The sequence below is a fragment of the Pseudomonas sp. GM48 genome (assembly GCF_000282335.1).
GTDB lineage: Bacteria > Pseudomonadota > Gammaproteobacteria > Pseudomonadales > Pseudomonadaceae > Aquipseudomonas.
The window spans coordinates 1-24,627 of the sequence record NZ_AKJM01000052.1; the positions used below are offsets into that span (position 1 = coordinate 1).

At 58.7% G+C, this 24,627-nt stretch carries 14 protein-coding genes; 2 read left to right on the plus strand and 12 right to left on the minus strand.

Annotated features, from left to right (window positions below; genetic code table 11):
• Nucleotides 1-181: 181 nt before the first annotated feature.
• Nucleotides 182-1,798, plus strand: a complete 1,617-nt coding sequence (locus tag PMI28_RS18950) for a mechanosensitive ion channel family protein (protein ID WP_007985135.1) — start codon at nucleotides 182-184, stop codon at nucleotides 1,796-1,798.
• 83 nt (nucleotides 1,799-1,881) lie between these two features.
• Here the strand turns inward: PMI28_RS18950 and PMI28_RS18945 are convergent, their stop codons facing one another.
• The 12 genes from PMI28_RS18945 to PMI28_RS18895 form a co-directional block, all read right to left on the minus strand.
• Nucleotides 1,882-2,382 carry an outer membrane beta-barrel protein gene (locus tag PMI28_RS18945; RefSeq protein WP_007985136.1) on the minus strand — a complete coding sequence of 167 codons (501 nt, stop codon included), beginning with the start codon at nucleotides 2,380-2,382 and terminating at the stop codon, nucleotides 1,882-1,884.
• Nucleotides 2,383-2,441: 59 nt separating this feature from the next.
• The gene (locus tag PMI28_RS18940) at nucleotides 2,442-4,049 is read right to left on the minus strand and encodes an EAL domain-containing protein (RefSeq protein ID WP_007985137.1); all 1,608 of its coding nucleotides are present in this window, start codon (nucleotides 4,047-4,049) and stop codon (nucleotides 2,442-2,444) included.
• Between the two features lie 236 nt (nucleotides 4,050-4,285).
• On the minus strand, nucleotides 4,286-5,251 hold the full coding sequence (locus tag PMI28_RS18935) for a helix-turn-helix domain-containing protein (protein WP_007985142.1): 966 nt from the start codon (nucleotides 5,249-5,251) through the stop codon (nucleotides 4,286-4,288).
• 117 nt (nucleotides 5,252-5,368) lie between these two features.
• Nucleotides 5,369-5,701, minus strand: coding sequence for a hypothetical protein (locus tag PMI28_RS18930; protein ID WP_007985143.1), 333 nt, complete (start codon nucleotides 5,699-5,701; stop codon nucleotides 5,369-5,371).
• A gap of 176 nt (nucleotides 5,702-5,877) precedes the next feature.
• Nucleotides 5,878-6,168 (minus strand): hypothetical protein, encoded by a 291-nt coding sequence (locus PMI28_RS0128415; RefSeq protein ID WP_033063216.1) that lies wholly within the window; start codon nucleotides 6,166-6,168, stop codon nucleotides 5,878-5,880.
• 192 nt (nucleotides 6,169-6,360) lie between these two features.
• Nucleotides 6,361-6,843, minus strand: coding sequence for a hypothetical protein (locus PMI28_RS18925; RefSeq protein ID WP_007985145.1), 483 nt, complete (start codon nucleotides 6,841-6,843; stop codon nucleotides 6,361-6,363).
• A complete protein-coding gene (locus PMI28_RS18920; RefSeq protein ID WP_007985147.1) occupies nucleotides 6,840-7,661 on the minus strand; it encodes a transcriptional regulator in 822 nt (273 codons plus the stop codon). Before PMI28_RS18920 ends, PMI28_RS18925 begins: the two co-directional genes overlap by 4 nt.
• Before the next feature lie 773 nt (nucleotides 7,662-8,434).
• Nucleotides 8,435-8,896 carry a hypothetical protein gene (locus PMI28_RS18915; RefSeq protein WP_081501403.1) on the minus strand — a complete coding sequence of 154 codons (462 nt, stop codon included), beginning with the start codon at nucleotides 8,894-8,896 and terminating at the stop codon, nucleotides 8,435-8,437.
• A gap of 155 nt (nucleotides 8,897-9,051) precedes the next feature.
• Nucleotides 9,052-9,732 (minus strand): DUF3313 domain-containing protein, encoded by a 681-nt coding sequence (locus tag PMI28_RS18910; RefSeq protein WP_007985150.1) that lies wholly within the window; start codon nucleotides 9,730-9,732, stop codon nucleotides 9,052-9,054.
• Nucleotides 9,733-10,253: 521 nt separating this feature from the next.
• Entirely contained in the window at nucleotides 10,254-11,582 is a 1,329-nt protein-coding gene (locus tag PMI28_RS18905) for a TolC family outer membrane protein (RefSeq protein ID WP_007985154.1), read from the minus strand.
• 1 nt (nucleotide 11,583) lies between these two features.
• Nucleotides 11,584-12,924 carry an HlyD family type I secretion periplasmic adaptor subunit gene (locus PMI28_RS18900; RefSeq protein ID WP_007985156.1) on the minus strand — a complete coding sequence of 447 codons (1,341 nt, stop codon included), beginning with the start codon at nucleotides 12,922-12,924 and terminating at the stop codon, nucleotides 11,584-11,586.
• A gap of 6 nt (nucleotides 12,925-12,930) precedes the next feature.
• Nucleotides 12,931-14,667, minus strand: a complete 1,737-nt coding sequence (locus tag PMI28_RS18895) for a type I secretion system permease/ATPase (protein ID WP_007985159.1) — start codon at nucleotides 14,665-14,667, stop codon at nucleotides 12,931-12,933.
• Between the two features lie 673 nt (nucleotides 14,668-15,340).
• On the opposite strand from PMI28_RS18895, the gene PMI28_RS18890 reads away from it, so the two are divergent.
• Nucleotides 15,341-24,627, plus strand: a 9,287-nt coding sequence (locus PMI28_RS18890; RefSeq protein WP_007985161.1) for a peroxidase family protein, incomplete at its 3' end; no start/stop codon positions are given.

Consider the following 24,627-nt stretch of genomic DNA (forward strand, 5'->3'; position numbering starts at 1 on the left):
AGCGAGCTTGCTCGCGATGGTCGTCAACGATAACGCTGGTTGGCGGGTGCCCCGCGGCGCTCTCCGGTTTATCGCGAGCAAGCTCACTCCTACAGAAGTTCAAATCTGACAACCGTTCATCGGTGAACTACGCTGCGATACGTACCCTCGATCTGAATTTTGTGACGTAAGGATCCGACACATGCGGAGCAGGCTGCTCGCTGTAATGTTTACTGTTTTCGGGATGTTTTGGTCGTTGCAACTGTGGGCCGAGGATGCACCGAAAGTAGTTAATGCTCCCGTTGAATTGAAAGTGGCCAACCGCAGCATCATGGTGTTCCGCGCGACCATCCTCGGTGAAGCCCCGGCCTCGCGGGTCAAACGGGCGAAAACGGTGATCGGTGAGGCGCTGGATGACGCGGACGACCTCAATGTCACCCTCGACCCGATCATGCAAAGCTACATGGTGCTGCTGGGTAGCCGGCGCGCCTTTATCGTTTCGCCCAAGGACTTCGACGAGACCGAATACGACTCGGTACAGCAGGCGGCCGAAGCCGCGGCTGGCAAGCTGCGCCAGGTCGTGGCCGAAACCCGGGAAGCCCGTAGCCTGCAATTGATCCTGCGCTCGGTAGTCGCTGCGTTGCTCGCCACCGGCGTTTACATCGCTCTACTGTTCGGCATGTTGTTTCTGCGGCGCAAAGTGCTGAAGAAACTGCCCGAACTGATGCATCGACACACCCAGGCCCTGAAGGTCGGGCGGGTTCCGCTGATCGACGCCAACTTCCTCTATCCATTGGTCAGCCGCGTGCTGGAATTGCTGCGCTGGGTCATCGTGTTGCTGCTCACTTACGAGTGGCTGGGGTTTGTCCTGTCGCGTTTTCCCTATACCCGGCCCTGGGGTGAAAGCCTTAACAACTATCTGCTGGAAGTCGTCGACTATTTGCTGCAAGGGATTCTCGGGGCGATTCCCGGGCTCGGCGTGGCGCTGGCGATCTTTTTCATTGCGCGAGGCGCGACAGCGTTCTCTCGCCGGATATTGCGGCGCCTGGCCACGCCCGGCACCTTGAACTGGTTGAACCATGAAACCCTGCAACCGACCCAACGCCTGACGTCCCTGGCGATCTGGCTGTTTGCCCTGGCCATGGCCTATCCGTACCTGCCGGGTGCCGGCACCGATGCATTCAAAGGCTTGTCAGTGTTGATCGGTCTGATGATTTCCCTTGGCGCCACCAGCGTGGTGGGTCAGGCAGCGGCGGGGTTGATCCTGACCTACACCCGGACCCTGCGCCCCGGCGAATTCGTGCGCATTGGCGACTACGAAGGCACAGTGACTGAACTGGGCATGTTCACCACCAGCATCCGCACCGGTCTGGGCGAGGTGCTGACCCTGCCCAACTCGATGATCACCGGCACCGTCACCAAGAACTACTCGCGGGTGGTACAAGGCCCCGGCTATGTGGTCGACACCGTGGTCACCATTGGCTATGACACCCCATGGCGGCAGGTCGAAGGGATGTTGCTGGAAGCCGCCAAACGCACACCCGGCGTCCTCGAAATCCCGCCGCCGCAGGTGTTTCAAACGGCTTTGTCGGATTTCTACCCCGAGTACCGGTTGGTGGCCCAGGCCATTCCCAGTCAGCCTCGGCCGCGTGCCGCGCTGCTGAGCATGCTGCACGCCAACATCCAGGATGTGTTCAACGAATACGGCGTGCAGATCATGTCGCCGCACTACCTGGGCGATCCGCAACAGGAGAAATGGGTGCCCAGAGACAAGTGGTACATGGCACCTGCACAGGAATCCAGGGAACCGTTGAAATAATGGCAGGGGGGCTGGCAGGGCGAGGACGAGCATTGCGGAGAGTGCGATGAGCGACCGGGGGAGGCCGCTCAACTGTAGCGGTGTTAAAAAAGCATATAGGCGGATGCGGTCGTCTGATTCAGGTTGATCTCTCCGACCTCCAGAACTTCGTATTCAGCACGCAGGCCGATGTTGCGAAAGACATCGACTTCCAGACCGACACCGTAGGTCAGATCAACCCCGGTATCATCGTCGGTGGCATTACCGTCGGCGTCCCAGGCATGAGCGCCGACACTGCCGAATACCCGCAACCGCTCTCCCAGTGGAAAGCCGATATGGGCGGCCGCCTGAACGGATTTCCCATCGAAATCGATATTCTTGTCCTCGAATTGACCGAGATCGACGTAGGCACCCTCGAAGGCCAGGTAGCTATTGACGCGATACCCCGCGTAAACCTTGTAGCTGGAGTCTTCATCGTCAAGATGGGATTCATCAGTCTGGATGTTGCTTACGCCAGCTCCAAGATACAAACCTTTATCATCAGCGAGCGCCTGAAAAGACAGCAACGATAGCAGTGAAGCGAAGCCAAGGTTTCGAAGTAGCATGTGTAGTGGAGTCCTTGTACAGGTTTAGAGTTCGCCGGGAATTTGAGTGGCCAAGAGGGTTAATAGAAGTCATTGATTGATATTTTTGAGCCACGCTTATCGCCGAAATACCTGATATTTACCGGGCATTCAAAATAGCGCCTCGCCAAAGCCTGGATGGGCAGCGCTTTGGAGAACAACCAGCCTTGCGCCAACAGAACGCCTTCTGAAAGCAGATGCGGCAGTTGCTGCTGAGACTCGACGCCCTCGGCCACGACCTTGAGTCTTAGAGTCTTGGCAATGTTGGCAATGTGTCGCCACAGGGCGTCCTTGGCAGCGATCTTGTCTTCTTCGAGGAATGAGCGATCTATTTTCAGAATATCGAACGGCACTGAGTCCAGGAGGGAGAGGCTGGAATAGCCGATACCAAAGTCGTCCACGGCAATACGATGTCCGCACGCTCGAAGCTTTCGCAATTGCGTGGCCGCAGGCTCGTAGTCGAGCAAGGTTCTTTCGGTTATTTCAAAGATCATGGCGGAAGCAGGCATGCCATAAGTTGCCAGCAGGCTGCTCACAAAGTCTGGAAAGGTTTGATCCTGAATATCCCGAGCGGAAAGATTGACCGTGATGTAGAAGTCCTTGCATGCCCAAAGGTAAGTGCTGTAGTCCTCCGCCACTTGTCGTATGACCGAGCGCGTAAGTTCGCGGATCAAGTCGGACTTCTCTGCAATCGGGATGAAGACATCCGCCGGAACGTCGACTCCGTTGGCGTTCCAGTGGGAAAGCGATTCGGCGCCCACCATATAGCCTGTCGTCAAATTGACGATAGGCTGGTAGTGAACCCCCAGCTTGTTGGCTTTTATGGCATGGCGCAGCCGTACAGCGGTAGAGGTGTAATGTTGTCGGGTGAGCCAGGAGAGGTAGAGCAGCAGTTCGAATACGAAAGCAAGAGCAATGAACAGTTTGAATCTGAGCGCTGGCAGATAGCTCAACGGCAGAGAGATGACTGAAATCAGTTCATTTCGGCTGCCTGGAAAGGCAATGAGGGCTTTGTCTGCCCAGGTGACAAGTTCTTCAAGATGGAACGGCTTCTGCATCTTGAGGGGCTGAGGACCCGTAGAGGCAATGGGCACGGCGCCGCCGGGACCAATGAGGTCCAGTTGTACGTCCTCGGGAAGTTTTAAATTGTCGAGAAGAATTTTCTTGTTTGCCCAGACGTAGACTGACTGCTGCGACACAATGATAAAGTCGGTGTCCGCAGAAGCCGCCTGGCCTGAGCCGAGCCAATAGGTTCGCTCTCCAACCGAGAACTTTCTCTTTTCATAGCCGGCCAGTATCGAACTGAGTTCTTGTCCGTAGGATGAACAGATCTTGCCATTTGGCAACTGGACTGCCGCTTGATCAACAAATCGCAGGTTTTTAACCAGCTCCGATATTTGTGCGTATTGCTTGCCGGAGCATTCCTGGTCGGAAAGATCAAGCTGGCCAAGGGTGTTCAGTACTTTGTCGATCTGCGCATTGGGCTCGGCTTGAGCAGCACGGAGATCGACATAAATGTTATTCAACTTCCGGGCAATGAAGTGCTCGGCAAGCCCTCCAGCGCAAAACCATGCCGCCCAGCCCGCTGCAGCAATCGCGCACACAGTAGCTGCGTGCCTTCCAAGTAACGCTTTATATGCGGCAACCATCGATAAATCCCCGAGGTATCATTGTTTCACTGTGCACTTTGTAGTCGCGGATTAAACGTCTTCAGTACCAGTCAATTACCCAGGCCAATAAGATGCCGCTTGCATAGGCGATCATGCACAGAATTATTTTCTGCTTGAGTGGCAGTGTGTTTATTCGATGATGCATGCTTATCCCCTTGGGTCGGAAAATAAGCAATTGTTGCTGCCCCGGTTTAATCAAGAGAAATTATTAATCATCATTTTCTGGGTTTGGCTGAGTTGCGCCGGGCTGTTTCTGACGGTGACTCGCCATAAGCATTCTGGTACGCCTTGGAAAACCGGCCTAGATGGTGAAAATTCCAGAACATCGCGGTTTCTGTTACGGTGGGCCACGTTTTATTAATCAGGTCGCGACGGGCACTTGCGAGTCTCAAGTTCCTGATATAGGCGATTGGCGAAATGCCGAACGTTTCAATGAAGCCAAAATGCAGGGTGCGAGTTGTAGTTTGAAGTTGCTTCACGAGTGACTTGATAGTGAGCGTTTTTTTCGTATTTTCATGAATGTACTCTATGGCTTCTATCGCCACCTTTCTTCTGGTCGGGACTTTACGACTGAAGCCGCCAGCGGGTGTCAATGACTGTAATAGAGACGCCAGTACCGCACCTTCAAACGCTGAAGCTTTTGATTCGCTGCGTTGTGATGAAAGAGTGTCATCGATGTCGACACAGGAGGCGCTGATGGCCTGAATGGCAGACCGTATGAACTGGAAGTTTTCAGCCTGGAAGCTGTGTTTTGTTCTGTTGGCAAGTATGTCTATGACGGCGTGATGTTGGCAGCACCGCTCATAATGCTCCAGTGTTGTGGTTATGGTGAACAGTGTCTCATTCGGTTCGCATGTGTAATGCACCGGTTCATCGCTGTGCAGCACGATGATTTCGTTAGGCTGTAGCTTGTGATTATTGACGACGGGGCGACCAACCGGCGACTGCGAGATGGCGAATGTTATGAATCCGGCAGGGACAGAACTCACCAGGGTGACGGATGAGTCGAACTCAAGACGACTGCACTGGAGCTCGGGACTGTGAAAGAGCTTATGTTGCCGAATGCTCGCCTCCTGCTCAGAAGGGATAAGGCTCATTTCCCATTTGCCTATTGTTCTATTCAGTTGGCTCGGCAAGGCAGAAGACAAATGAAAGATTTCATCGGGCGGTGCGATACTCATGAGATTGAAGGCTCACCTGTTGAATGGTTAGGGTCAAGCAATGACTGTCCGTGCAGCAATGGCGGTCACATGCCAGATGAAGGTACACCCGTGCCGGGACGCGTGATGAGTGGGGCGTCAGAGCCCCCGGATGATTTCCAGCTCCGCCGAAAAAGCGTACCTGGTGTCCAATGGCGAGTCGTCCATGTGCTGAACGTTGCGTGGGTCAACCTTCGAACTGAAGATTTGCGACTGGGGTTTCATCGGGTCGATGGCTGCAGCGGTAAAAGAATGAAAATCATCAATACGATACCCCGTTGTTACCTGATAGCCGTTTCTCACCGCGCTTAGGGCCTTCTTGTTGGTTTCGACGCTCGTCAATTTGGCACTGTAGAAACCCTTGTCGTCGGCCATGGCCTTGAGAGAAAGCAATAAACCAAACGTTACGGTGACGAAGTTTTTCAGTAGCATCGAGGCGATTCCTTATGAGCAGTTTATTCGCCAGAACAGAGTGTCAGCTGCATCTCTGCCACGATTTGGCCTGCAAATCCTCTCACCCCGGTTGCGCCTGCCAAAGTCAATAATTCATATTTGAGAGGTCGTCAGGATCGTCTGGTTAGCGTCTGTCCCGGTGAACGCCACAGGCCTCAAAAGAATATGCGCGAGTTGGCGTAACTCGTACCAGTATCACCTTGTGGTTGGGCCGGGAGAGAAAAATCACTTTCCTGCTCGTCCGTATGATACTCATTCTCAGTATGAATTGTCAGATGCGATAGTTTCTGTCTGTCATCTTGGCTTAATTCAATTTCATAATATTCAATTGTCGTGTTTTCGACCGCGTGCTCATCGTGTGCTGACGAGTAAAGCGGTATGGCAGACAAGAATGAAACTGCCAGGATCCGGAGGTTCATTGATTTACTGATTCGCAGGAAATGCATGGCTTTCACTTGATTCCCCTGTGTTGGGCATTGTCCCGGACGAGAATCAAGCAGGCTCGATTCCAAAAATTAATTGCGAGGGATTTTCAGCAGGAGAGACATCTGATTCAAATCAATAATTGTTATTTTTGTTTGGTTGATTTTTAAAGCGAGCATATATCTGAAGGGGGTTGCGTCAGTGGAGGAGGTCGGTTAACGGTTCATGCAGCGCAAGCGGCCAAGTTCATGTACGTAAAAGCACACGGCATTTTTATTCTGCGTCGGAATCAATTCGTAGTTTAAGATGGCACCCTCTTGCAAGACGTATTGACGTCTGAAAAACAGTTCGGGGGTCTTTTCAATGGCGAAGAGTTCATTGTCCTGGCTGAGTTTGACGTTGCTGACTTTGATTTGGACGTGCGTTTTGCTTTCCCCGATAATATTCGCCGAGATAGTCGCGTTACGGATTTTTCCATTCAGGCTTTCCAGTGTGGTTCCAGTGAGTCGGCCATGCCCGATGGTGAGGTACTCTTCGGTGTTGAGTTGATTAAGATCCTCCAGCCATTGCCGGGTTTTTGTTTGGTAACTGGTATTTTCCATGTAGTGCGAAGGAGAATAAAAAAAGGAGAAAATGCAGAGTGCATTGATCAGGGCTATAATCGGCCAGTGAACGACTTGAGGAATTTCAAACTTCATAAGGTGACTTCCAGACATTGACGAATCATCAAGGCGAGGTCTCGTTCGCTGCTGTTTAATTGTAGATTTGCAGTGCTTAGATCCGGGCGAATGCACGAAACGGAGTAGTTGGCTTTGTACAGATTTATCCAGACCTGGCCCTTCAGGCCTGGCGGCAATTGCTCGGTTTGTTTAACCGATAAATCCATCAGCGCTTGTGCCTCGGCAAGATCATTGCCTACGGCGTGGATGACCAGTCCATTCTTGTCGACACTGGAAACTTCAATTTTTGGGGTGTCGAAGTCGATTTGAAAAATAGTAAAAGCGCCGACTGCCAACGTAACGATATAAGCGATCAGTTGGGCCTTGGTAAGGCTGGAGGTTTTTTTGGTTTTACCTGAAGGCGCTACCAGGTCATCACTGCGAGTTGGCGGTAGTTGGCCATCGGAGGAGGCGGCTGGCTGTGCAGTTTCCTCTGAGGGTTCTGATGCATCTGTCGTTTCATCGACTACGCAGTGCCGGTTGAAGCAGTATCCTCGCCGAGGAACGGTCATCAAAATCTCGTGATCCCGGCTGTCGTTAAGAATATTTCGTAGTGAGAAAACGGTTTGATTCAAACTGCCGGAGGCAACGACGCGGTCATTCCAGGTGTAGTCGATGATTTCGTCGCGGCTTTTAGTGACGCCTGGTTCCTTAAGCAGCAGGTCCAACAGGCGCGACTCGGCTCTACCTAGCGTGGATTTTTGTACATCTCCATGGGGTGTTGTAATGGAAAGCATGGCGCTGTCCGGGTCGAATACTGCCACAGCGCCATTTTTTAACTTGAAGGTGTAGCTCATAGAAATATTCCGTTCAGGCGGTACTGGCCTGAGTATAGGGGCCGGATTTGACTCGGTACATTCTGGTCTGAGAGGTGAACGAAGATGAGGGCCAAGCGGAGGGTCTGATGGTTGATTTGGATGCGATGAATAATGCTTGGAACGGATTTTCTGCGCTATCCGAAAACTGCAAGCTCGGGCAGGCGGATTTGTGCGTAGCCACGCCTGAGTGAACTAACTTCGCTGTCCCGAAAAAGGCTCAATTGCTGGCTGAACGATCACGATACAAATCAATGATTGTTTTTTGTGCACCTGGCTTATTGAGGATTATTTTTGATTCTAATTAGCTTTGAACCAGGGGCGTTACCGCTTTAAATGGATCTCGAGGAGCGTTGACACAAATCAAGTTCATGGTTTGCTTGTCGGGGCGTAAACGATCCTCACCTCTCGTTCTACAACCTTTGCCCCGCGTCCCTTCATGGCGGACGCGGGGCTTTTTTTCGTCTTACGCATTCACTGACGATCTGATTGCATTCAAAGGGGTTTGGACAGCATCACCAAAGCTCTGACACGCCTCTACGGCGCATTGAAGTCAGTAGCGTAACCAGACTGATTGGAGCGCACGTACGCCCGGCAAACCGTTCGATACTGGTGCAATTGGGGGGAGTCGCAGGCGAGGCCTGGAAGGGGGAAGGGCAGGCTAGATACTGTCCGGTGCTACAAGCATTCCTGTGCGGCACGCTCGAAACGACAAGCCAAGGTCGGTAGTTGTTTCAGGTCATCGTCGTCGCAAATCAAGGCAACACATCGTAACCGCGTTGTTGCAGGCAACTGCTGTAGACGGAGTTGTTGGCAATGCTGCTTTGTTCGCTCGCGGCCAGGTTCTGCCTGCGCGCCTGACGTTGCCTGGAGCCCCCCACCACGGCACCGGCGGCTGCGGCGCTGCGCGCATGGTTCTGGCGATAGTCTTGCTTGGTATCGTCGTCAATCTGGTCGTAGACATTTTCATGTTGGCGGCCCCGAACCTCTGCCGCAGTCGCCCCGGCAACCGCGGCCGTGGCAGCGCCTTTTGCCCGTCCGCCGGATGGCACGGTGTCTGGTATCGGCTGTTGGGCGTTGGCCTGGGATTGGCAGGCACTGGCGTCCTGCTGGATGGTCTGGGAAGTCTGGCCTTTGAGGGGGACCACCGTCACCGCCAGGGCACTGGTACTCAGCAACATCGTAACGACCGCTAAGGTATGGGCCAGTATTTTCATCATCGGGTCTCACGTCAGGCGTCGACACGGCTAACGGTTTGTCAGAGGGAGGGGCGTGGCGTGTCGCCACGTTGAAACCCCATGCCGGTCTGCTTGCCATCCTGTGCCGGTGGATGGCAGGCACTTCTACGATTGCGATGGGGTTTACTTGAAAATCAACGCTTGAGGAGGAGAGCCTGCATGTCGTCTGTCATGCCTTTGAGTGCAACTTTGAAGTCATTGGCAACAATCGGCTGTTCGGCATTTTTGAGGGTCGCGCCGAACACCTTGCGAACCATCTTCGCGACCGGCAGACCGCTTTGGGCGTCGATAAGATCGGCTTCGATGTACATTTCGGCGGTCTGATCGCGATGTCCGGTGGCTGCTTGTGTCGCCCCGACTATCGCTGCGATCGGAACGGCCTCATACCAGTGCATGCCTTCGTTGTTGGCGCTGACGTGAGTGATCGCCGCTTGCAGGATCAGCGACCGCGAATCGGTTGGTGCCAGCTGCGCATAAGGGACGATCGTATAGCGTTGGGCAAAGGCGCTCTTGACGCTGTTACTGGTCATCAATTGCAGGTCTTGCAGCGTTTTCAGGCTCACGCGCGCGGTCGGTTTTGGCGCCGGGTACAGTTCCATCTGTCGGAACACGACAGTGGAGTACGCGCGAGGATCGAACCCCGGCGATACCCAGCGCAATACCTTCTGCTCACTCGGCGTGGTTTGTTCCTCTAGGCCCTGGTAATTGCCCAGGAAACCCGAGTATTGCTCTTGCTGCGCCACTTTCGAGACGCAGCCGACCTGAAATACACAGCTCAAAGCAATTCCCACAATCCATTTATTCGACATGCCCATGTGTTTGGTTCTCAAGTGATGAAAGTTGTCATTCGGATTCCGATCCGGCTCCGGAGCATTGCTCTGAGTGCGTGCATTCAGGCCCTGGTACTCGCCAATCGGTCACGCACAGCAGGTGCTTGCACGCCGGTCAATGCGGGCCGAATGCTGCCCGTAGCGGCTGGATAATCCGAATCAATAACTCTCAAAAACTATTAAACGATGCGGCCAGCCCAACCTGGCAGACGGCCTGCGGGGTGAACACCGGATCGACCTGCAATGGGTAATCGCGCGAGCAGTTGATACCGATCAACGGGTTTGACAGGAGAGGGGACACAGCATGGACCGATTCACCGGCGGTTGCCGGCGTTTCCACTCTCGCGGCGATACGAGTGTGATTGAGACTCCACGGGGCGTTTTGAGGTGTAGGGGGCACGAGCGATATCGAATGTCTTGACCCGGTCGACGGAAATTGACTGTTTTTTCGACGGGGTGGAACGCCGGTCAGCCATCATTTGGCTCGACCGACTGTCGGGTGAACATTAGTTGGTGACCAGCAGTTCCGGGCCGAGGTATTCGTTGATCTGGTTGATATCGTCGTCGCCCAGGCTGCCCACTGAAGAGGCCAGGCGCAGGCGCGACATCAAATAGCGTATCTTGGCCTCGAACAGATCGTGGCGCGCAACGAAGAGCAGCTCTTCGGCATTGAGGACGTCCGAGTTGGTGCTGGTGCCGCCCTCTTTGAAGCCCTTGCGAGCCGATGCCAGTGAGCGTTCGTTGGACACTACGGCCTTCTCCAGCGCGCGAATGCGTTTGGCGCCGCTCAGTATGCCTTGATACTCACGGGTGGTTTCGGTGATGACTTCCTGTCGCGCGGCGTCGAGTTCGTCCATGGCCTTATCGCTATTGGCACTGGCCTGGCGTGTCAACGCGCTGACGCCGCCACCGCTGTACAGTGGGATATTGACTTCCAGCCCGATTGAGCCGTAGTGGTTGCGTTGATTCAACTCGGAGAGTGACTGGCTCTCACCCGCGGTGTAGCCGGCAATGAAATCCAGTGTTGGCCAGTGGCCGGCACTGGCACGCTTCACTTCTTCTGCGGCAAGGTCGCTGCTATAACGGCGCGCATGGATCAGCGGGCTATCGGTCTGGGCTTTGACCAACCAGTCCTGCAGGTTGCTCGGTAGCAGCGGTGGTGTATCGAAGCTCGGACGCAAGGTGGTCATCGATTCGGGAGTTTCACCGATATATTCCTCAAGCTTGGCGCGCGCGTTGACCAGATTGTCCTGCGCTTCGATCAGTTCGGCTTCGGCAAGGTCGCGGCGGGCGGCCGACTCGTCGATGTCGGTGACGGTGCCGGCCCCCAGCTCCATGCGCCGCTTCGCCGAAGCGAGTTGCTCTTCGAAGGCGGTCAGCTTGGACTTGGCCAGGACGATGGTTTCGCTGGCCAGGAGTACATCGAAATAGCTTTCGGACAAGCGCACCGCAGCGTCCTGGGTCTTGGCATCGAACACCGCGACGCTGTAGTCGGCACGCTGTTGACCCTGGCGGTATTCGGCCATCTTCTGTTTGTTGAACAGCGGCTGGCGCAGGCGCACGTTTGCGCCCTTGGAGTCGTAATGGAGATCTCTGTCGATGCCGCTCTGGCTTTGGGAGCCATTGACCTTGTTGTGGTAGCCCGAGGCATTGATCTGCGGTAGCAGGCCGGCCTTGCCGATGGCGCGGTTTTCCTCGCCAGCCTCTTTTTCATGCACGGAGGCCTGGTAAATAGGGCCCTGGAACTGCAACAGATCCCAGGCTTGTTTGAGGTCCATGGCACCGGCCGGCATGGCCAACCCCAGCAGGCAGAAGAACAGGCAACGACGTTCCATCTCATTGTTCCTTGAATGAGCTGTCCACACGATCAAGCATTGGTTTAAGAAGATAGCTGATCATGTTGCGTTCGCCGGTTTTTATGGTGACGCTGGCAGGCATGCCGGGGCGAATGTGGTTGGTGCCAAGCAGGCCCATGCCATCGGGCGTGACCTCCACCTGAGCCAGATAGAACGGTTGCTTGCTTTCCTCGTCCATCAGGCGGTCGGCGGAGATGGTTTTCACGCGGCCGGGAATGTTTGGCGTCCTGGCATGGTTGAAGGCCGGGAAGGAAATGTCCACGGGCAGGCCTGGGACCATCTTGTCGATGGCCTGCACGGGAATCATTGCGTCGACCTGCAGCGGCTCGTTGACCGGAACGATTTCCATGATCTTGAAGCCAGGCTGAATGACCCCGCCAACGGTGGCAATGCTCAGGCCCTGGACCATGCCATCGATCGGCGAACGAATCACCGTGTGGGTCACTTCATAGTCCAGCGCGCGCAAGCGGTCGGCCAGGGTGGTGTTTTCCTTGGCGGTGTCGGTCAGTTGCGATTCGACTTCCTTCAGGTAATCGTGCTGGCGCTGCAGGATGCGCAGCTTGATTTCAGTGGTCTGGCTACGCACGCGGGCGATGTTGTTGAGGTTCTCGGCCTGACCGGCGGAGAGCTCGGCATTGTTGCGTTCTAGTTCAAGCAGACGGTTGCGCGGTACATAGCCTTCGGCCGTCAGCACGCGGGTGCCTTGCAGTTCCTGGTTGAGGAAGTTGATCTGCGAGGCGCGGGCGCTGTAGACCTGCTGCAGGCCCTTAAGCTGCACCGCCGACGCCGCCAGGTTCTCCTGCAGTATGCTGATTTCGCCAGCGAGACCGGCGCGCCGGGTGTCCAGCAGACGCTGTTGCAAGTCCATGGCGGCCGCCAGGCGCTGGTCATCCCCGAAGCGCTTGAGCAACTCGGGGTCGAAGTTCACCACATCGCGGCCGTCACGTTCCGCTTCCAGGCGGTTTTCCACCGTCTTGCTGACGATGTACTGGGCGCTGACCGCACCCTGTTCGGAAACGGCATGCAACGAATCGAGACGCACCACCTCCTGACCTTTTTTCACCACATCGCCTTCGCGAACGAGAATGGCGTCCACGGTACCGCCGGTGAGGTGCTGCACGGCTTTGCGATTGTTGGTGACTTTGACCGTGCCTGTCGCAACCACGCCGGCATCCAGCGGCGCCAGCCAGGACCACAGGAGGAAGCCGCCGAAGCCGGCGAGCACCAGCCACACGCCCCATCGCGCGGGTTTGCCGACGTCCAGATCTACCATGCTCCTGGTATCGGCTTTGATCATCTCGGTGTGTTGGCTCATTTGCATGATCGGTTACTCCCGCGCTTTGACGGAGGCCAGCGGAGTCGACGCGCCTGCAGGCATCACACTGGCCTTGCGCAGCGCTGCGAATACTTCATCGCGCGTGCCAAGCATCTGCACGCCGCCGTCGCGCAGCATCAGCACCTTGTCGACGGCGCAGAGTACGTTGGGACGGTGGGAAATCAGAATGACGGTGGCGCCACGGCCCTTGAGTTCGGCCAGCGCATCGACCAGGGCCTTTTCGCCGACGTCGTCGAGGTTGGCGTTCGGCTCATCCAGCACGATCAGATTGGGTTCGCCATACAACGCGCGAGCCAAGGCGATGCGTTGCTTCTGGCCACCGGACAGCGGGCTGCCATCGGTGCCCAGACGGGTGTCATAACCCTGCGGGAAACGCAGGATCATCTCGTGCACGCCAGTGATCTTGGCGGCGCGGATGACCGCTTCGCTGTCCACTTCGCCAAAGCGCGCAATGTTGTCGGCGATGTTGCCCTCGAACAGTTCCACGTCCTGTGGCAGGTAGCCGAGCCAGGGGCCAAGTTCGCCCTTGTTCCAGGTGAAAATGTCCGCGCCGTCCAGGCGCACCTTGCCGGCCTGTGCCGGCCAGACGCCAACCAGCAGGCGGGCGAGGGTGGATTTGCCCGAGGCGGATGGACCGATAATGCCAAGGCTTTCGCCGGGGACAAGGCTGAAGCCCACCCCGCGCAGAATCGTGTTGTTGGTACCGGGGGCACCGGCATACACATTCTCCACCGCCAGCATGCCCATTGGCCGCTGCAGCGACATGCTCGGTGGCCGGTGCGGATAATCGTGCAGCATCTCGTTGAGCCGGCCCCAGGCCGAACGGCAACCGAGCAGTTGCTTCCACGACGCGATCACCTGTTCCACCGGGCCCAGTGCGCGGCCGGTGAGGATCGAGCAGGCAATCATCATCCCCGGGGTGATCTTGCCTTCGATCGCCAGTAGCGCACCGGCACCGAGGATCAACGACTGCAAAGTGATACGCACGAAGCGCCCGGTGCTGCTGATCAAGGCGGCGCGGTCGGAGGCCAGGGTCTGCATTTCCAGAATGCGCAAATGGCTTTGGAACCAGCGCTTGCTGATCGACGGCAGCATGCCCATGGCCTCGATGACCTCGGCATTGCGCAGATTGTTGTTGGCGTATAGGGCGGAGGACATGGCGGCCTGATTGGCTTCGGCCAGCGGTTTCTGCGTCGCCTTTTCAGTGAGATAAGCGAGGCCCATCAGAATCAGCGAGCCGATCAGCGTGAGCAGTCCGAGCAGCGGGTGGATCAGATAGGCGACCAACAGGTAGATCGGCGTCCACGGTGCATCGAAGAAAGCGAACAGGGAATTGCCGGTGACGAACTGACGAACCTGGGAGAGGTCTTGCAGGGCCTGGGCCGGATTACCTCCGGCACGGCTCAGGTTGCGCTCGAATGCCGCGGTGAAAATGCGCCGGTTGAGGTCCATGTCGAGGCAGTTGCCGACCCGGATCAGCACGCGGGTGCGGACCATTTCCAGCGTGGACATCAGCAAGAACAGACCTACCACCAGGACAGTCAACATCGCCAGCGTCGTGACGTTGCGACTGACCAGGGCTCGATCATAGACCTGCAGCATATAAACGGCTGGCGTCAACATCATGACGTTTATGACGCCGCTGAACCCTGCCAGCAAGTAAAAACTGCGACGCATACGAAAGAGCGCGTCGGCCAGTTCGGAACGGATGCTCGACTGCTTGGGCATGTTGATCCTCCCACTTCGAAAAGCCGGTTGCCCTGGTGGCGCAACAGGTAACAGTAAATGTAGTCCCGTAAACAGCTTATGGACGCGCAGGCTGGTCGCTCTATGGATGGCGAGTCTTCCGAAATCGCTGCGTTGCTCCCTTATGCAGCAGCGTAGGTGGTGGTGAAACAGTTCGAAATAATATTTTGCTCTATAGCTGCGCTCAACTTCCTATATGTCTTTCAAAAACAGCTAGTTGAACTGTCTGAAACCGGTCGTCTGTTTTATCGACGTTAAATTGACAATATTTTGCTATGGGACTTAAGTCTTAGTTATCGGGGGGCCCGCCCGTCTGAAGCTTGCCATCGCTTTGGCAACGCAAGGCGCGGTGAATCTCCTGAGAGGAAGCGAATCATGTCGATCATTTCGTTCTTTTTCAGAGGGAAGGGGTTGTCCAGGACGTTCGCCTTCACTTCCAGATTCCATGGCCCGCCCAGGGCTCGAGTCCGCTCTGCCTGATCGCCCGGCGAGCAATTCATTTCGCGAATTCCAGGCGCGTATCCCGGGTCCCGGGTAACGCCAGAGCTCTCGCAAAAAAACCTAATCAACAAACTGCGCAAGCCAACACTTGACTTGGCGCGGGCGGGTTTTCTCGTCCCGCGCCTTTACCCAGACAGATCGAGGGCATTCCAAAATGGCCAATTTCAACAAATCGGACCTGGAGTTCATTCTCCAGCAGATTTTCATCGCGGAAGCGGATACTGCCGGCCAGTCGCTCGCCAGCCTGTTACCGAACCCGGAATTTGCTTTCGGTCTGCGCACGGTCGACGGGACGTTTAACAACCTGAGACTGGGGCAGAGTGAGTTCGGCGCAGCCGACAACATTTTCCCGCGCTTGACCACTCCAGTCTTCCGCCCGGCTGAGGCGGGCACCTCTTACACCCAGACCACCGGCCTGGTGATCGACTCGCAGCCACGCACCATCAGCAACCTGATCGTCAACGATACCGCCACCAATCCGGCGGCGGTCGCGGCCACGTTCGATCCCGGTCTGGATGGCATCCTCGGCACGGTTGACGATGTCTTGAAGGCCGGTGCGCAGGTCGTTACTGGAACCCGTACCGACGGCACGACTTTCCAGACCTTTTTCATGCCTAACGTGGCACCGGACGCGGGCCTGTCTGCGCCGTTCAACTCGTGGATGACCTTCTTCGGTCAGTTCTTCGACCATGGCCTCGACCTGGTGACCAAGGGCGGCAGCGGCACGGTGTTCATCCCGCTGCAGCCGGACGATCCGCTGTTCGTCCCGGGCAGCCCGACTAACTTCATGGTGTTGACGCGGGCCACCAACCTGCCCGGGGCCGATGGCATCCTCGGCACCGCCGACGACATCCACGAGGCTTCAAACACCACCACGCCATTCGTCGATCAGAACCAGACCTACAGCTCGCATCCCTCGCACCAGGTGTTCCTGCGCGCCTATGAACTTGATGCCGCCGGCAAGCCGGTGGCGACCGGCAAGCTGATTACCAACCGTGACCTGGGCGCTGATGGCGTGTTCGGCACTGCGGACGACGTCGAAATCGGCGGGATGGCGACCTGGAAAGTGGTGAAGGCGCAGGCGCGCGACATTCTTGGCATTGATCTCGACGATCTCGACGTCCTCGACCTGCCGCTGTTGGCGACCGACGCGTACGGCAACTTCATTCGGGGGGCGAACGGCTTTGCGCAGATCGTGACCACGACCGGCTTGGTCGAGGGCAATCCGCTGGCACCGATCGACGCATCGCTGGCGATCCGCACCGGTCACCAGTTCCTCATCGACATCGCGCACAATGCCAGCCCGGTGGACAGCCAGACCGGTGCGCCACTGACGGCCGATGCCGACCTCGTTGCCGGCGGCCCGGTGGCCGCAGGCTCCTACGACAACGAGCTGCTCGACGCGCACTACATCGCCGGCGACGGCCGGGTCAACGAGAACATCGGCCTGACCACCGTCCACTCCATCTTCCACTCCGAGCACAACCGGCTGGTCCAGCAGACCAAGGACACGATCCTCGCCTCAACGGCCGCCGGCGACCTGACGTTCCTGAACCAGTGGCTGCTGACCCCCGTCACGTCTGTTCCTGCTGATCTGTCGACCTTGAACTGGAACGGTGAGCGCCTGTTCCAGGCGGCGAAATTCGGCACCGAGATGCAGTATCAGCACCTGGTGTTCGAAGAGTTCGCGCGCACCATTCAACCGCAGGTCGATGCCTTCCTTGACTTCGATGACACAATCAATCCGTCGATCGTCGCCGAGTTCGCGCACACAGTCTTTCGCTTCGGCCACTCGATGCTGACCGAGACCATTGACCGGCTGGACCCCAACTTCGCCTCCAGCGAGATCGGCCTGATTCAGGCCTTCCTCAACCCGCTGGCGTTTGCGACCAGCGGCCCGACTCCGGAGCAGGCGGCCGGCGCCATCGTCCGCGGCTTGACGCGCCAGGTCGGCAACGAGATCGATGAGTTCGTCACCGAAGCGGTGCGCAACAACTTGCTGGGCCTGCCGCTCGACCTGCCAGCCCTCAACATCGCGCGCGGCCGCGATACCGGCATCCCGTCCTTGAACGCGGCGCGCCGTGAATTCTATGCCGGCACCGGCGACAGCCAGCTGAAGCCCTACATCAGTTGGGTCGATTTGGCGCAACACCTGAAGCACCCGGAATCGCTGATCAACTTCATCGCCGCCTACGGCACGCACGCTTCCATTACCAGTGCCACCACGCTCGACGCGAAACGCGCCGCGGCCTCGCTCCTGGTGTTGGGCGGCGTCGGTGAACCGGCGGATCGCCTGGACTTCCTCAACAGCACCGGCGTCTATGCCAACCTGGCAAATGGGGCAACCATTACCGGCGTTGATGCCATCGACTTCTGGATCGGCGGCCTGGCCGAGGAAAAAATGCCGTTCGGCGGCATGCTCGGCTCGACCTTCAACTTCGTCTTCGAGGACCAGCTCGAGAAGCTGCAAAACGGCGACCGGCTCTACTACCTGCACCGCACCCAGGGACTCAACTTCCTGAGTGAGCTCGAGAACAACTCGTTCGCCAAGATGGTGATGCTCAACACCGACGCGACCCATCTCCCGGGCCTGATCTTCTCGACCCCGACCTTTACTCTCGAAGTCGACCCCGCCAGGCAGTTCAACCGGAGCGTGATTGCCGGTCTGGACGGCATTGTGGGCACCGCCGACGACCTGCCTGGCAACACCGATCCCACTGGCGGCACCATGATCAACGGCGTCGTGATCACGCCGCTGGTCATCCGCGACAACCCCAACACGGTCGGGCCCGATACCAACTACCTGCAGTACACCGGCGAAGACCATGTCGTGCTCGGCGGCACCGCCGGCAATGACATTCTCGTCTCCGGCGACGGCGACGACACGCTCTGGGGCGACGCCGGTAATGATCGCCTTGAAGGCGGCTACGGCAATGACGAGATCGAGGGTGGCGATGGCGACGACATCATCACCGACATGGGCGGCGATGACGTCATCCACGGCGGGGCCGGCAACGACGTCATCCACGGCGGCAACGGCATCAATATCGAACTCGGCGGTGACGGCAACGATTTCTTCGTCACCGGCGAGGACTTTTCGGAGGTCTTCGGCGGCGCTGGCGATGACTTCATGCTCGGCAGCCGGCTGAACGGACAAATGATGGGCGGCGATGGCGACGACTGGATCGAGGTCGGGACCCAGGACGGATCCCCCGGCGACAATTTCGCCGGTAACCTGCCACTGGCTTTGCTGGCAGAGTTGACCGGCGGCAACGACGTCTTCAGCGGTGACGGCGGCTTCGATGAAATGATCGGTGAAGGCGGCGATGACATCTTCATCGGCAGTGAGTCCAAGGACAAGATGTTGGGCATGTCCGGTTTCGACTGGACCACCTACAAGGATGATCCTTACGGCGTGACTGTGGACATGAGCCGCATCACCTTCGAACAATCGGCCCTGTCGCCTTCAGTTGCAGGCGTGCAAGCCAAGTTCGCCCAGGTGGAAGGTCTGTCGGGGTCGGCGTTCAGCGACATGCTGACCGGCGATGATGCCGACGCGGTCGCGATCGCCACTGCCGGTGTCCCAGGCAGCGTGCTCACCAATATTGACCTCGTCAACGGTCTGCGGGCGTTTCTTGGCGCGGCTGCAGCCGGCCCGGACGGTATCCTGGGCACGGCAGACGATCAGTTTGGCGCGGGCAACATCCTCCTCGGCGGTGGTGGCAGCGACATCATCGAAGGCCGCGGCGGTGACGACCTGATCGACGGCGACATGTGGCTGAATGTGCGTATCAGCGTGCGCCAGAACCTTGACGGAACCGGGCCGGAGATTGCCACCTTCGACAGCATGGAACCCATGATCCCGTTCATGCTCGATGGCACCTTCAACCCCGGTCAGTTGGTCATCGTCCGCGAGGTCCTGACGGATGCCCCCGCCTTTGACACGGCCTTGTTCACTGGCAACCGGCTCGACTATACCGTCACCACTGTGGGCGGCGTGACCACCGTGGCCGACAGCGTCGTCGGGCGCGACGGCATCGACCGCCTGACCAATATCGAGCGGCTGCAGTTCAACGATCAGTCGCTCACCCTGCCAGGCGGGGTCGGGCTCAACAACGACCCGCTGGGCTTGCTGACCATACTCGATGCTGCCAGCAACACCCCGGACGCTACGCCGACCACGGGTCAACTGCTGAGGGTATCGGCTGCCGGCGTGACCGATGCCGACAACGCCGGCGGTGCCATCACCGGACCGATCGCCTTCTACTGGCAGTTCGAAGCAGTCCCGGGTACGGGCGTCTTTCAGGACATCACCCGTATTGCGGACGGGGGCGCAGCATTGGCGCACATAACCGGGCCGACCTTCAGGGTGACCCCGGATCTCGCCGGGCTGGAATTGCGCGTCAGGGCCGTCTACAAGGATCAAAATGGTGTGCTTGAGACTGCGTTCTCTGCTCCAACCGCAGCGGTCGTAGCCGGCGTTGCTCCGCCACCGGCAGCCCCGCTGCCGGTCGAGACGCCGGTCGCCAGCACCGGTGTGCACTATATCCGGGCCGATCTGCAGTTCATTCTCGATCAGATTCTGATCTCGGAAAGGAATGCGGCCGGTGAGGATCTCCTCAGCATGCTGCCGAGTGCACGGTTGCCTTTGGGCCTGCGCACGGTCGACGGGTCGTTCAACAACCTGGTGGCGGGTCAGAACGAGTTCGGTGCAGCCGACACGGTCTTCCCGCGACTGGTTCCGGCGCAGTTCGATACGGCGGAGGCGGGCACCTCTTACGCCCAGACCAGCGGCCTGGTGAACGACTCGCAGCCTCGCACTATCAGCAATTTGATCGCCGACAACACCGCCACCAACCCGGCGGCGGTCGCGGCCACGTTCGATCCCGGTCCGGATGGCATCCTCGGCACGGTTGACGATGTCTTGAAGGACGGCGCGCAGGTGATTACTGGAACCCGTACCGACGGCACGACGTTCCAGACCTTTTTCATGCCTAACGAGGCGCCGGACGCGGGTCTGTCCGCACCGTTCAATCCCTGGATGACCTTCTTCGGTCAGTTCTTCGACCACGGCCTCGACCTGGTGACCAAGGGCGGCAGCGGCACGGTGTTCATCCCGCTGCAGCCGGACGATCCGCTGTTCGTTCCGGGCAGCCCGACCAACTTCATGGTGATGACGCGGGCCACCAACCTGCCAGGTCCTGATGGCATCCTCGGCACCGCCGACGACATCCACGAGGCTTCAAACACCACCACGCCATTCGTCGACCAGAACCAGACCTACACCTCGCACCCTTCGCACCAGGTGTTCCTGCGCGCCTACGAGTTCAATGCCGCCGGCGACCCGGTGGCGACCGGCAGGCTGATCACCAATCGTGACCTGGGCGCCGATGGCCTGTTCGGTACTGCCGACGACGTCGAAATCGGTGGGATGGCCACCTGGAAAGTGGTGAAGGCGCAGGCGCGCGATCTGCTTGGCATTAATCTTACCGATGCCGACTTCGACAACGTGCCGCTGCTCGCTACCGACGCCTACGGCAATTTCATCAAGGGCCCGAACGGCTTCCCGATGGTCATGATGAGGGGCGCGGATGGTATTGCTGATACCGCCGATGATGTTCTCGTCGAGGGTAATCCTGCTGCGCCCATCAGCCTGGTCAATGCCGTGCGCACCGGCCACCAGTTCCTCATCGATATCGCCCACAACGCCGTTCCGGTGGACAGCCAGACCGGTGCGCCACTGACGGCCGATGCCGACCTCGTTGCCGGCGGTCCGGTGGCCGCAGGCTTCTACGACAACGAGCTGCTCGACGCGCACTACATCGCCGGCGACGGCCGGGTCAACGAGAACATCGGCCTGACCACCGTCCACGCGATTTTCCACTCGGAGCACAACCGTCTGGTCCAGCACACCAAGGATGTGGCCATCGCCTCCAACGATGTCAACTTCCTGAACCAGTGGCTGATGCCTGATGCCCAATTGTTGGTGTTGCCAACAACCGCGGCTGAGATCGCTGCCCTGCACTGGAACGGAGAGCGCCTGTTCCAGGCGGCGAGATTCGGTACCGAGATGCAGTACCAGCACCTGGTGTTCGAAGAGTTCGCGCGTACCATTCAGCCGAACATCGATCCATTCCTTGGCGAACACCAGAATTATCAAACCGAGATCGACCCGGCGATCGTCGCCGAGTTCGCGCACGCGGTCTACCGCCTTGGCCACTCGATGCTGACCGAGACCATCGACCGGCTGGACCCTAACTTCGCCTCGAGCGAGATCGGCCTGATTCAGGCCTTCCTCAATCCGCTGGCGTTTGCGGCCAGCGGCCCGACACCGGAGCAGGCGGCCGGTGCCATCGTCCGCGGCTTGACGCGCCAGGTCGGCAACGAGATCGATGAGTTCGTCACCGAAGCGGTGCGCAACAACTTGCTGGGCCTGCCGCTCGACCTGCCCGCCATCAACATCGCGCGCGGCCGTGATACCGGGCTTCCGACCCTGAACGAGGCGCGTCGTGAGTTCTTCACCGCAACCGGCGACAGCAACCTGAAGCCCTACATCAGCTGGGCCGATTTGGTGCAACACCTGAAGCACCCGGAATCGCTGATCAACTTCATCGCCGCCTATGGCACGCACGCCTCCATTACCAGCGCCACCACGCTCGACGGGAAGCGCGCCGCGGCATCGCTCCTGGTGTTGGGCGGCGCCGGCGAACCGGCGGATCGGCTGGACTTCCTCAATAGCACCGGCGCCTGGGCGAGTGGCCCGACCGGCGTCACCATTACCGGTCTGGACAACATCGACCTCTGGATCGGCGGCCTCGCCGAGGAAAAAATGCCGTTTGGCGGCATGCTCGGCTCGACCTTCAACTTCGTGTTCGAGAACCAGATGGAGAAGCTGCAGAACGCCGACCGCTTCTACTACCTGGAACGCAACGCGGGGCTTAACTTCGTTACCGAGTTGGAGAACAACTCGTTCGCGAGACTGGTGATGGCCAACACCGATGCGACCCACCTCCCAGCCGTCATGTTCTTGACTCCGGCCTTTACCCTGGAGGTCGACCCGACCAGGCAGTTCAACGAGAGCGTGATTGCCGGGCCGGATGGCATCGTGGGCACCGTCGACGACCTGCCCGGTAATACCGACCCTGTCGGCGGCATCCTCCTCACGCCGCTGGTCATTCGGGACAACCCTGCGACGGTCGGCCCTGATACCAACTACCTGCAGTACACCGGCGAAGACCATGTGGTGCTCGGTGGCTCGGCCGCCAATGACATTCTCGTTTCTGGCGACGGCGACGACACGCTCTATGGCGACGGTAGCAATGACCGCCTCGAAGGTGGCTACGGTAACGACTTCATCGTCGGGGGCGACGGCGACGACATCCTCACCGACATGGGCGGCGACGACACCATTCATGGCGGCGACGGCAACGACGTCATCCACAGTGGCAACGGCGTGAATCTGAACCTCGGCGGCTTCGGCAAGGACTTCGTCGTCACCGGTGAGGACTCCTCGGAGGTCTTCGGTGGCGCAGGCGACGACTTCATCATGGGCAGCATGGCCGATGAACAGCTGATGGGTAACGAAGGTGACGACTGGATCGAGAAGGGAACCGCCGATGGTGCTCCCGGCGACAATTTCGACCCGAACGGGCTCGACCTGATACGCGGTAACGACATCTTCACCGGCACGGGCGGGCCCGACAGATTCATGGCCGAAGGTGGCGACGACATCATGTTCGGCAACGGCGGCGCGGGGGACCGCTACCTGGGTGGCTCCGGTTACGACTGGGCCGGCTTCAAGGACGACCCGTTCGGCGTGTCCGTCGACCTGGGCCTCGCCGAGATCGCTCTCGCTCCGCCACTGCCGGAGTTGGCCGCAACCGTGGCTCGGTTCCAACTGGTGGAAGGTCTGACGGGGTCGCACTTCAGCGACATCCTGCGTGGCGATGATGCCGATGCCACCGTGATCGCGGCTGCCGGTGCTCAGGGCAGCGTGCTCACCAACTTCGACCTGGTCAACGGCCTGCGCTCGTTCGTCGGCACCGCAGCAGCCGGCCCGGACGGCATTGTGGGCACGGCAGACGATCAGTTCGGCGCCGGCAACATCGTCCTCGGCGGCGGCGGCAGCGACATCATCGAAGGCCGTGGCGGCGATGACCTCATCGACGGTGACAAGTGGCTCAACGTACGTATCAGCGTGCGGCAGAACATTGATGGCACAGGTCCGGAGATCGCAACGTTCGACAGCATGGTCCCGTTGGTGCCGCTCATGCTCAACGGCACTTACAACCCCGGTCAACTCGTCGCCGTCCGTGAAATCCTGACGGATGCGCCTGACCCACTTAACCCTGGCCATTCCTTCGACACGGCCCTGTACACCGGCCTTCTGGCCGACTACACCGTCATCGCGAACGTCGACGGCACGACCACCGTGGCCGACAGCGTCGTCGGTCGGGACGGTACTGACAGGCTCAGCAGTATCGAGCGGCTGCAGTTCGCCGATCAGTCGCTGGTTCTCGTCAATGGCTTGAACGCCGAGCCGGTGGGCTTGCTGAGGATCAGCGATGGCACGCCGGCCGTCGGCCAAACGCTGACCGTGTCGGCCGACACCGTCAGCGATGCGGACAATGTCGCTAGCGGAGGTGCGATCACCAGTCCCATCGCGTTCGTATGGCAGGTCGAAACAAACCCGGGCACTGGTATCTTCGACGACATCGGTATTGCGCTCGGAGGCGGACTAGCAACCGCGACCGGTCCGACCTTCACGGTGACCGCGGCTGAGGAGGGACTGCTGCTGCGCGTCAGGGCCGTCTATCAGGACGCCCACGGCGTGCTGGAAAGCGTGTTCTCGGCGCCGACCGCGCCAACTGCGCCGCTCGGCGGCAGCCCCGTCAACCTCCTACCGGTTGGCACGGTGCTGATCAGCGATACGACCCCGACGGAGGGCTCGGCCTTGACCGCCACGGATGCGTTCACCGACACCGACGGGACCACGACCTCGGTGATTACCCGTCAGTGGCAGATGGGGAGCGGTGCGATCTTTGCCAACATCGTCGGCGCGACGGGCACGACCTTCACGCCCAGCCAGGCGCAGGTCGGTCAGCAACTGCGTGTCGTCGCGAGTTACACCGATGACCTCGGCACACTTGAGCGAGTCATCTCTGCCGCAACGACAGTGGTCGGTGATGTGTTTGTCGGTACCGCCGGTGCCGACATATGGACCGGCACGGCAGGCGATGACGTGGCCAGCGGAGGTGATGGCAACGACATCCTGAACGCCTTGGGCGGTAACGACATCCTCAATGGTGACGCGGGCGATGACGTTCTCATCGGCGGTGCGGGTGCCGATACCATGGCCGGCGGTGTCGGCGACGATATCTACGAAGTCACCGACCTTGGGGACGTGGTGAACGAGCTCCCCGGTGCCGGCATCGACACGGT

What these genes read in the sequence shown, in the direction of transcription:
- PMI28_RS18910 (WP_007985150.1), bottom strand. Translation starts at nt 9,732, where the DNA reads ATGGGCATGTCGAATAAATGGATTGTGGGAATTGCTTTGAGCTGTGTA.
- PMI28_RS18920 (WP_007985147.1), bottom strand. Translation starts at nt 7,661, where the DNA reads ATGAGCTACACCTTCAAGTTAAAAAATGGCGCTGTGGCAGTATTCGAC.
- PMI28_RS18950 (WP_007985135.1), top strand. Translation starts at nt 182, where the DNA reads ATGCGGAGCAGGCTGCTCGCTGTAATGTTTACTGTTTTCGGGATGTTT.
- PMI28_RS18895 (WP_007985159.1), bottom strand. Translation starts at nt 14,667, where the DNA reads ATGCCCAAGCAGTCGAGCATCCGTTCCGAACTGGCCGACGCGCTCTTT.
- PMI28_RS18905 (WP_007985154.1), bottom strand. Translation starts at nt 11,582, where the DNA reads ATGGAACGTCGTTGCCTGTTCTTCTGCCTGCTGGGGTTGGCCATGCCG.
- PMI28_RS18935 (WP_007985142.1), bottom strand. Translation starts at nt 5,251, where the DNA reads ATGAGTATCGCACCGCCCGATGAAATCTTTCATTTGTCTTCTGCCTTG.
- PMI28_RS18900 (WP_007985156.1), bottom strand. Translation starts at nt 12,924, where the DNA reads ATGCAAATGAGCCAACACACCGAGATGATCAAAGCCGATACCAGGAGC.
- PMI28_RS0128415 (WP_033063216.1), bottom strand. Translation starts at nt 6,168, where the DNA reads ATGCATTTCCTGCGAATCAGTAAATCAATGAACCTCCGGATCCTGGCA.
- PMI28_RS18940 (WP_007985137.1), bottom strand. Translation starts at nt 4,049, where the DNA reads ATGGTTGCCGCATATAAAGCGTTACTTGGAAGGCACGCAGCTACTGTG.
- PMI28_RS18945 (WP_007985136.1), bottom strand. Translation starts at nt 2,382, where the DNA reads ATGCTACTTCGAAACCTTGGCTTCGCTTCACTGCTATCGTTGCTGTCT.
- PMI28_RS18930 (WP_007985143.1), bottom strand. Translation starts at nt 5,701, where the DNA reads ATGCTACTGAAAAACTTCGTCACCGTAACGTTTGGTTTATTGCTTTCT.
- PMI28_RS18925 (WP_007985145.1), bottom strand. Translation starts at nt 6,843, where the DNA reads ATGAAGTTTGAAATTCCTCAAGTCGTTCACTGGCCGATTATAGCCCTG.
- PMI28_RS18915 (WP_081501403.1), bottom strand. Translation starts at nt 8,896, where the DNA reads ATGAAAATACTGGCCCATACCTTAGCGGTCGTTACGATGTTGCTGAGT.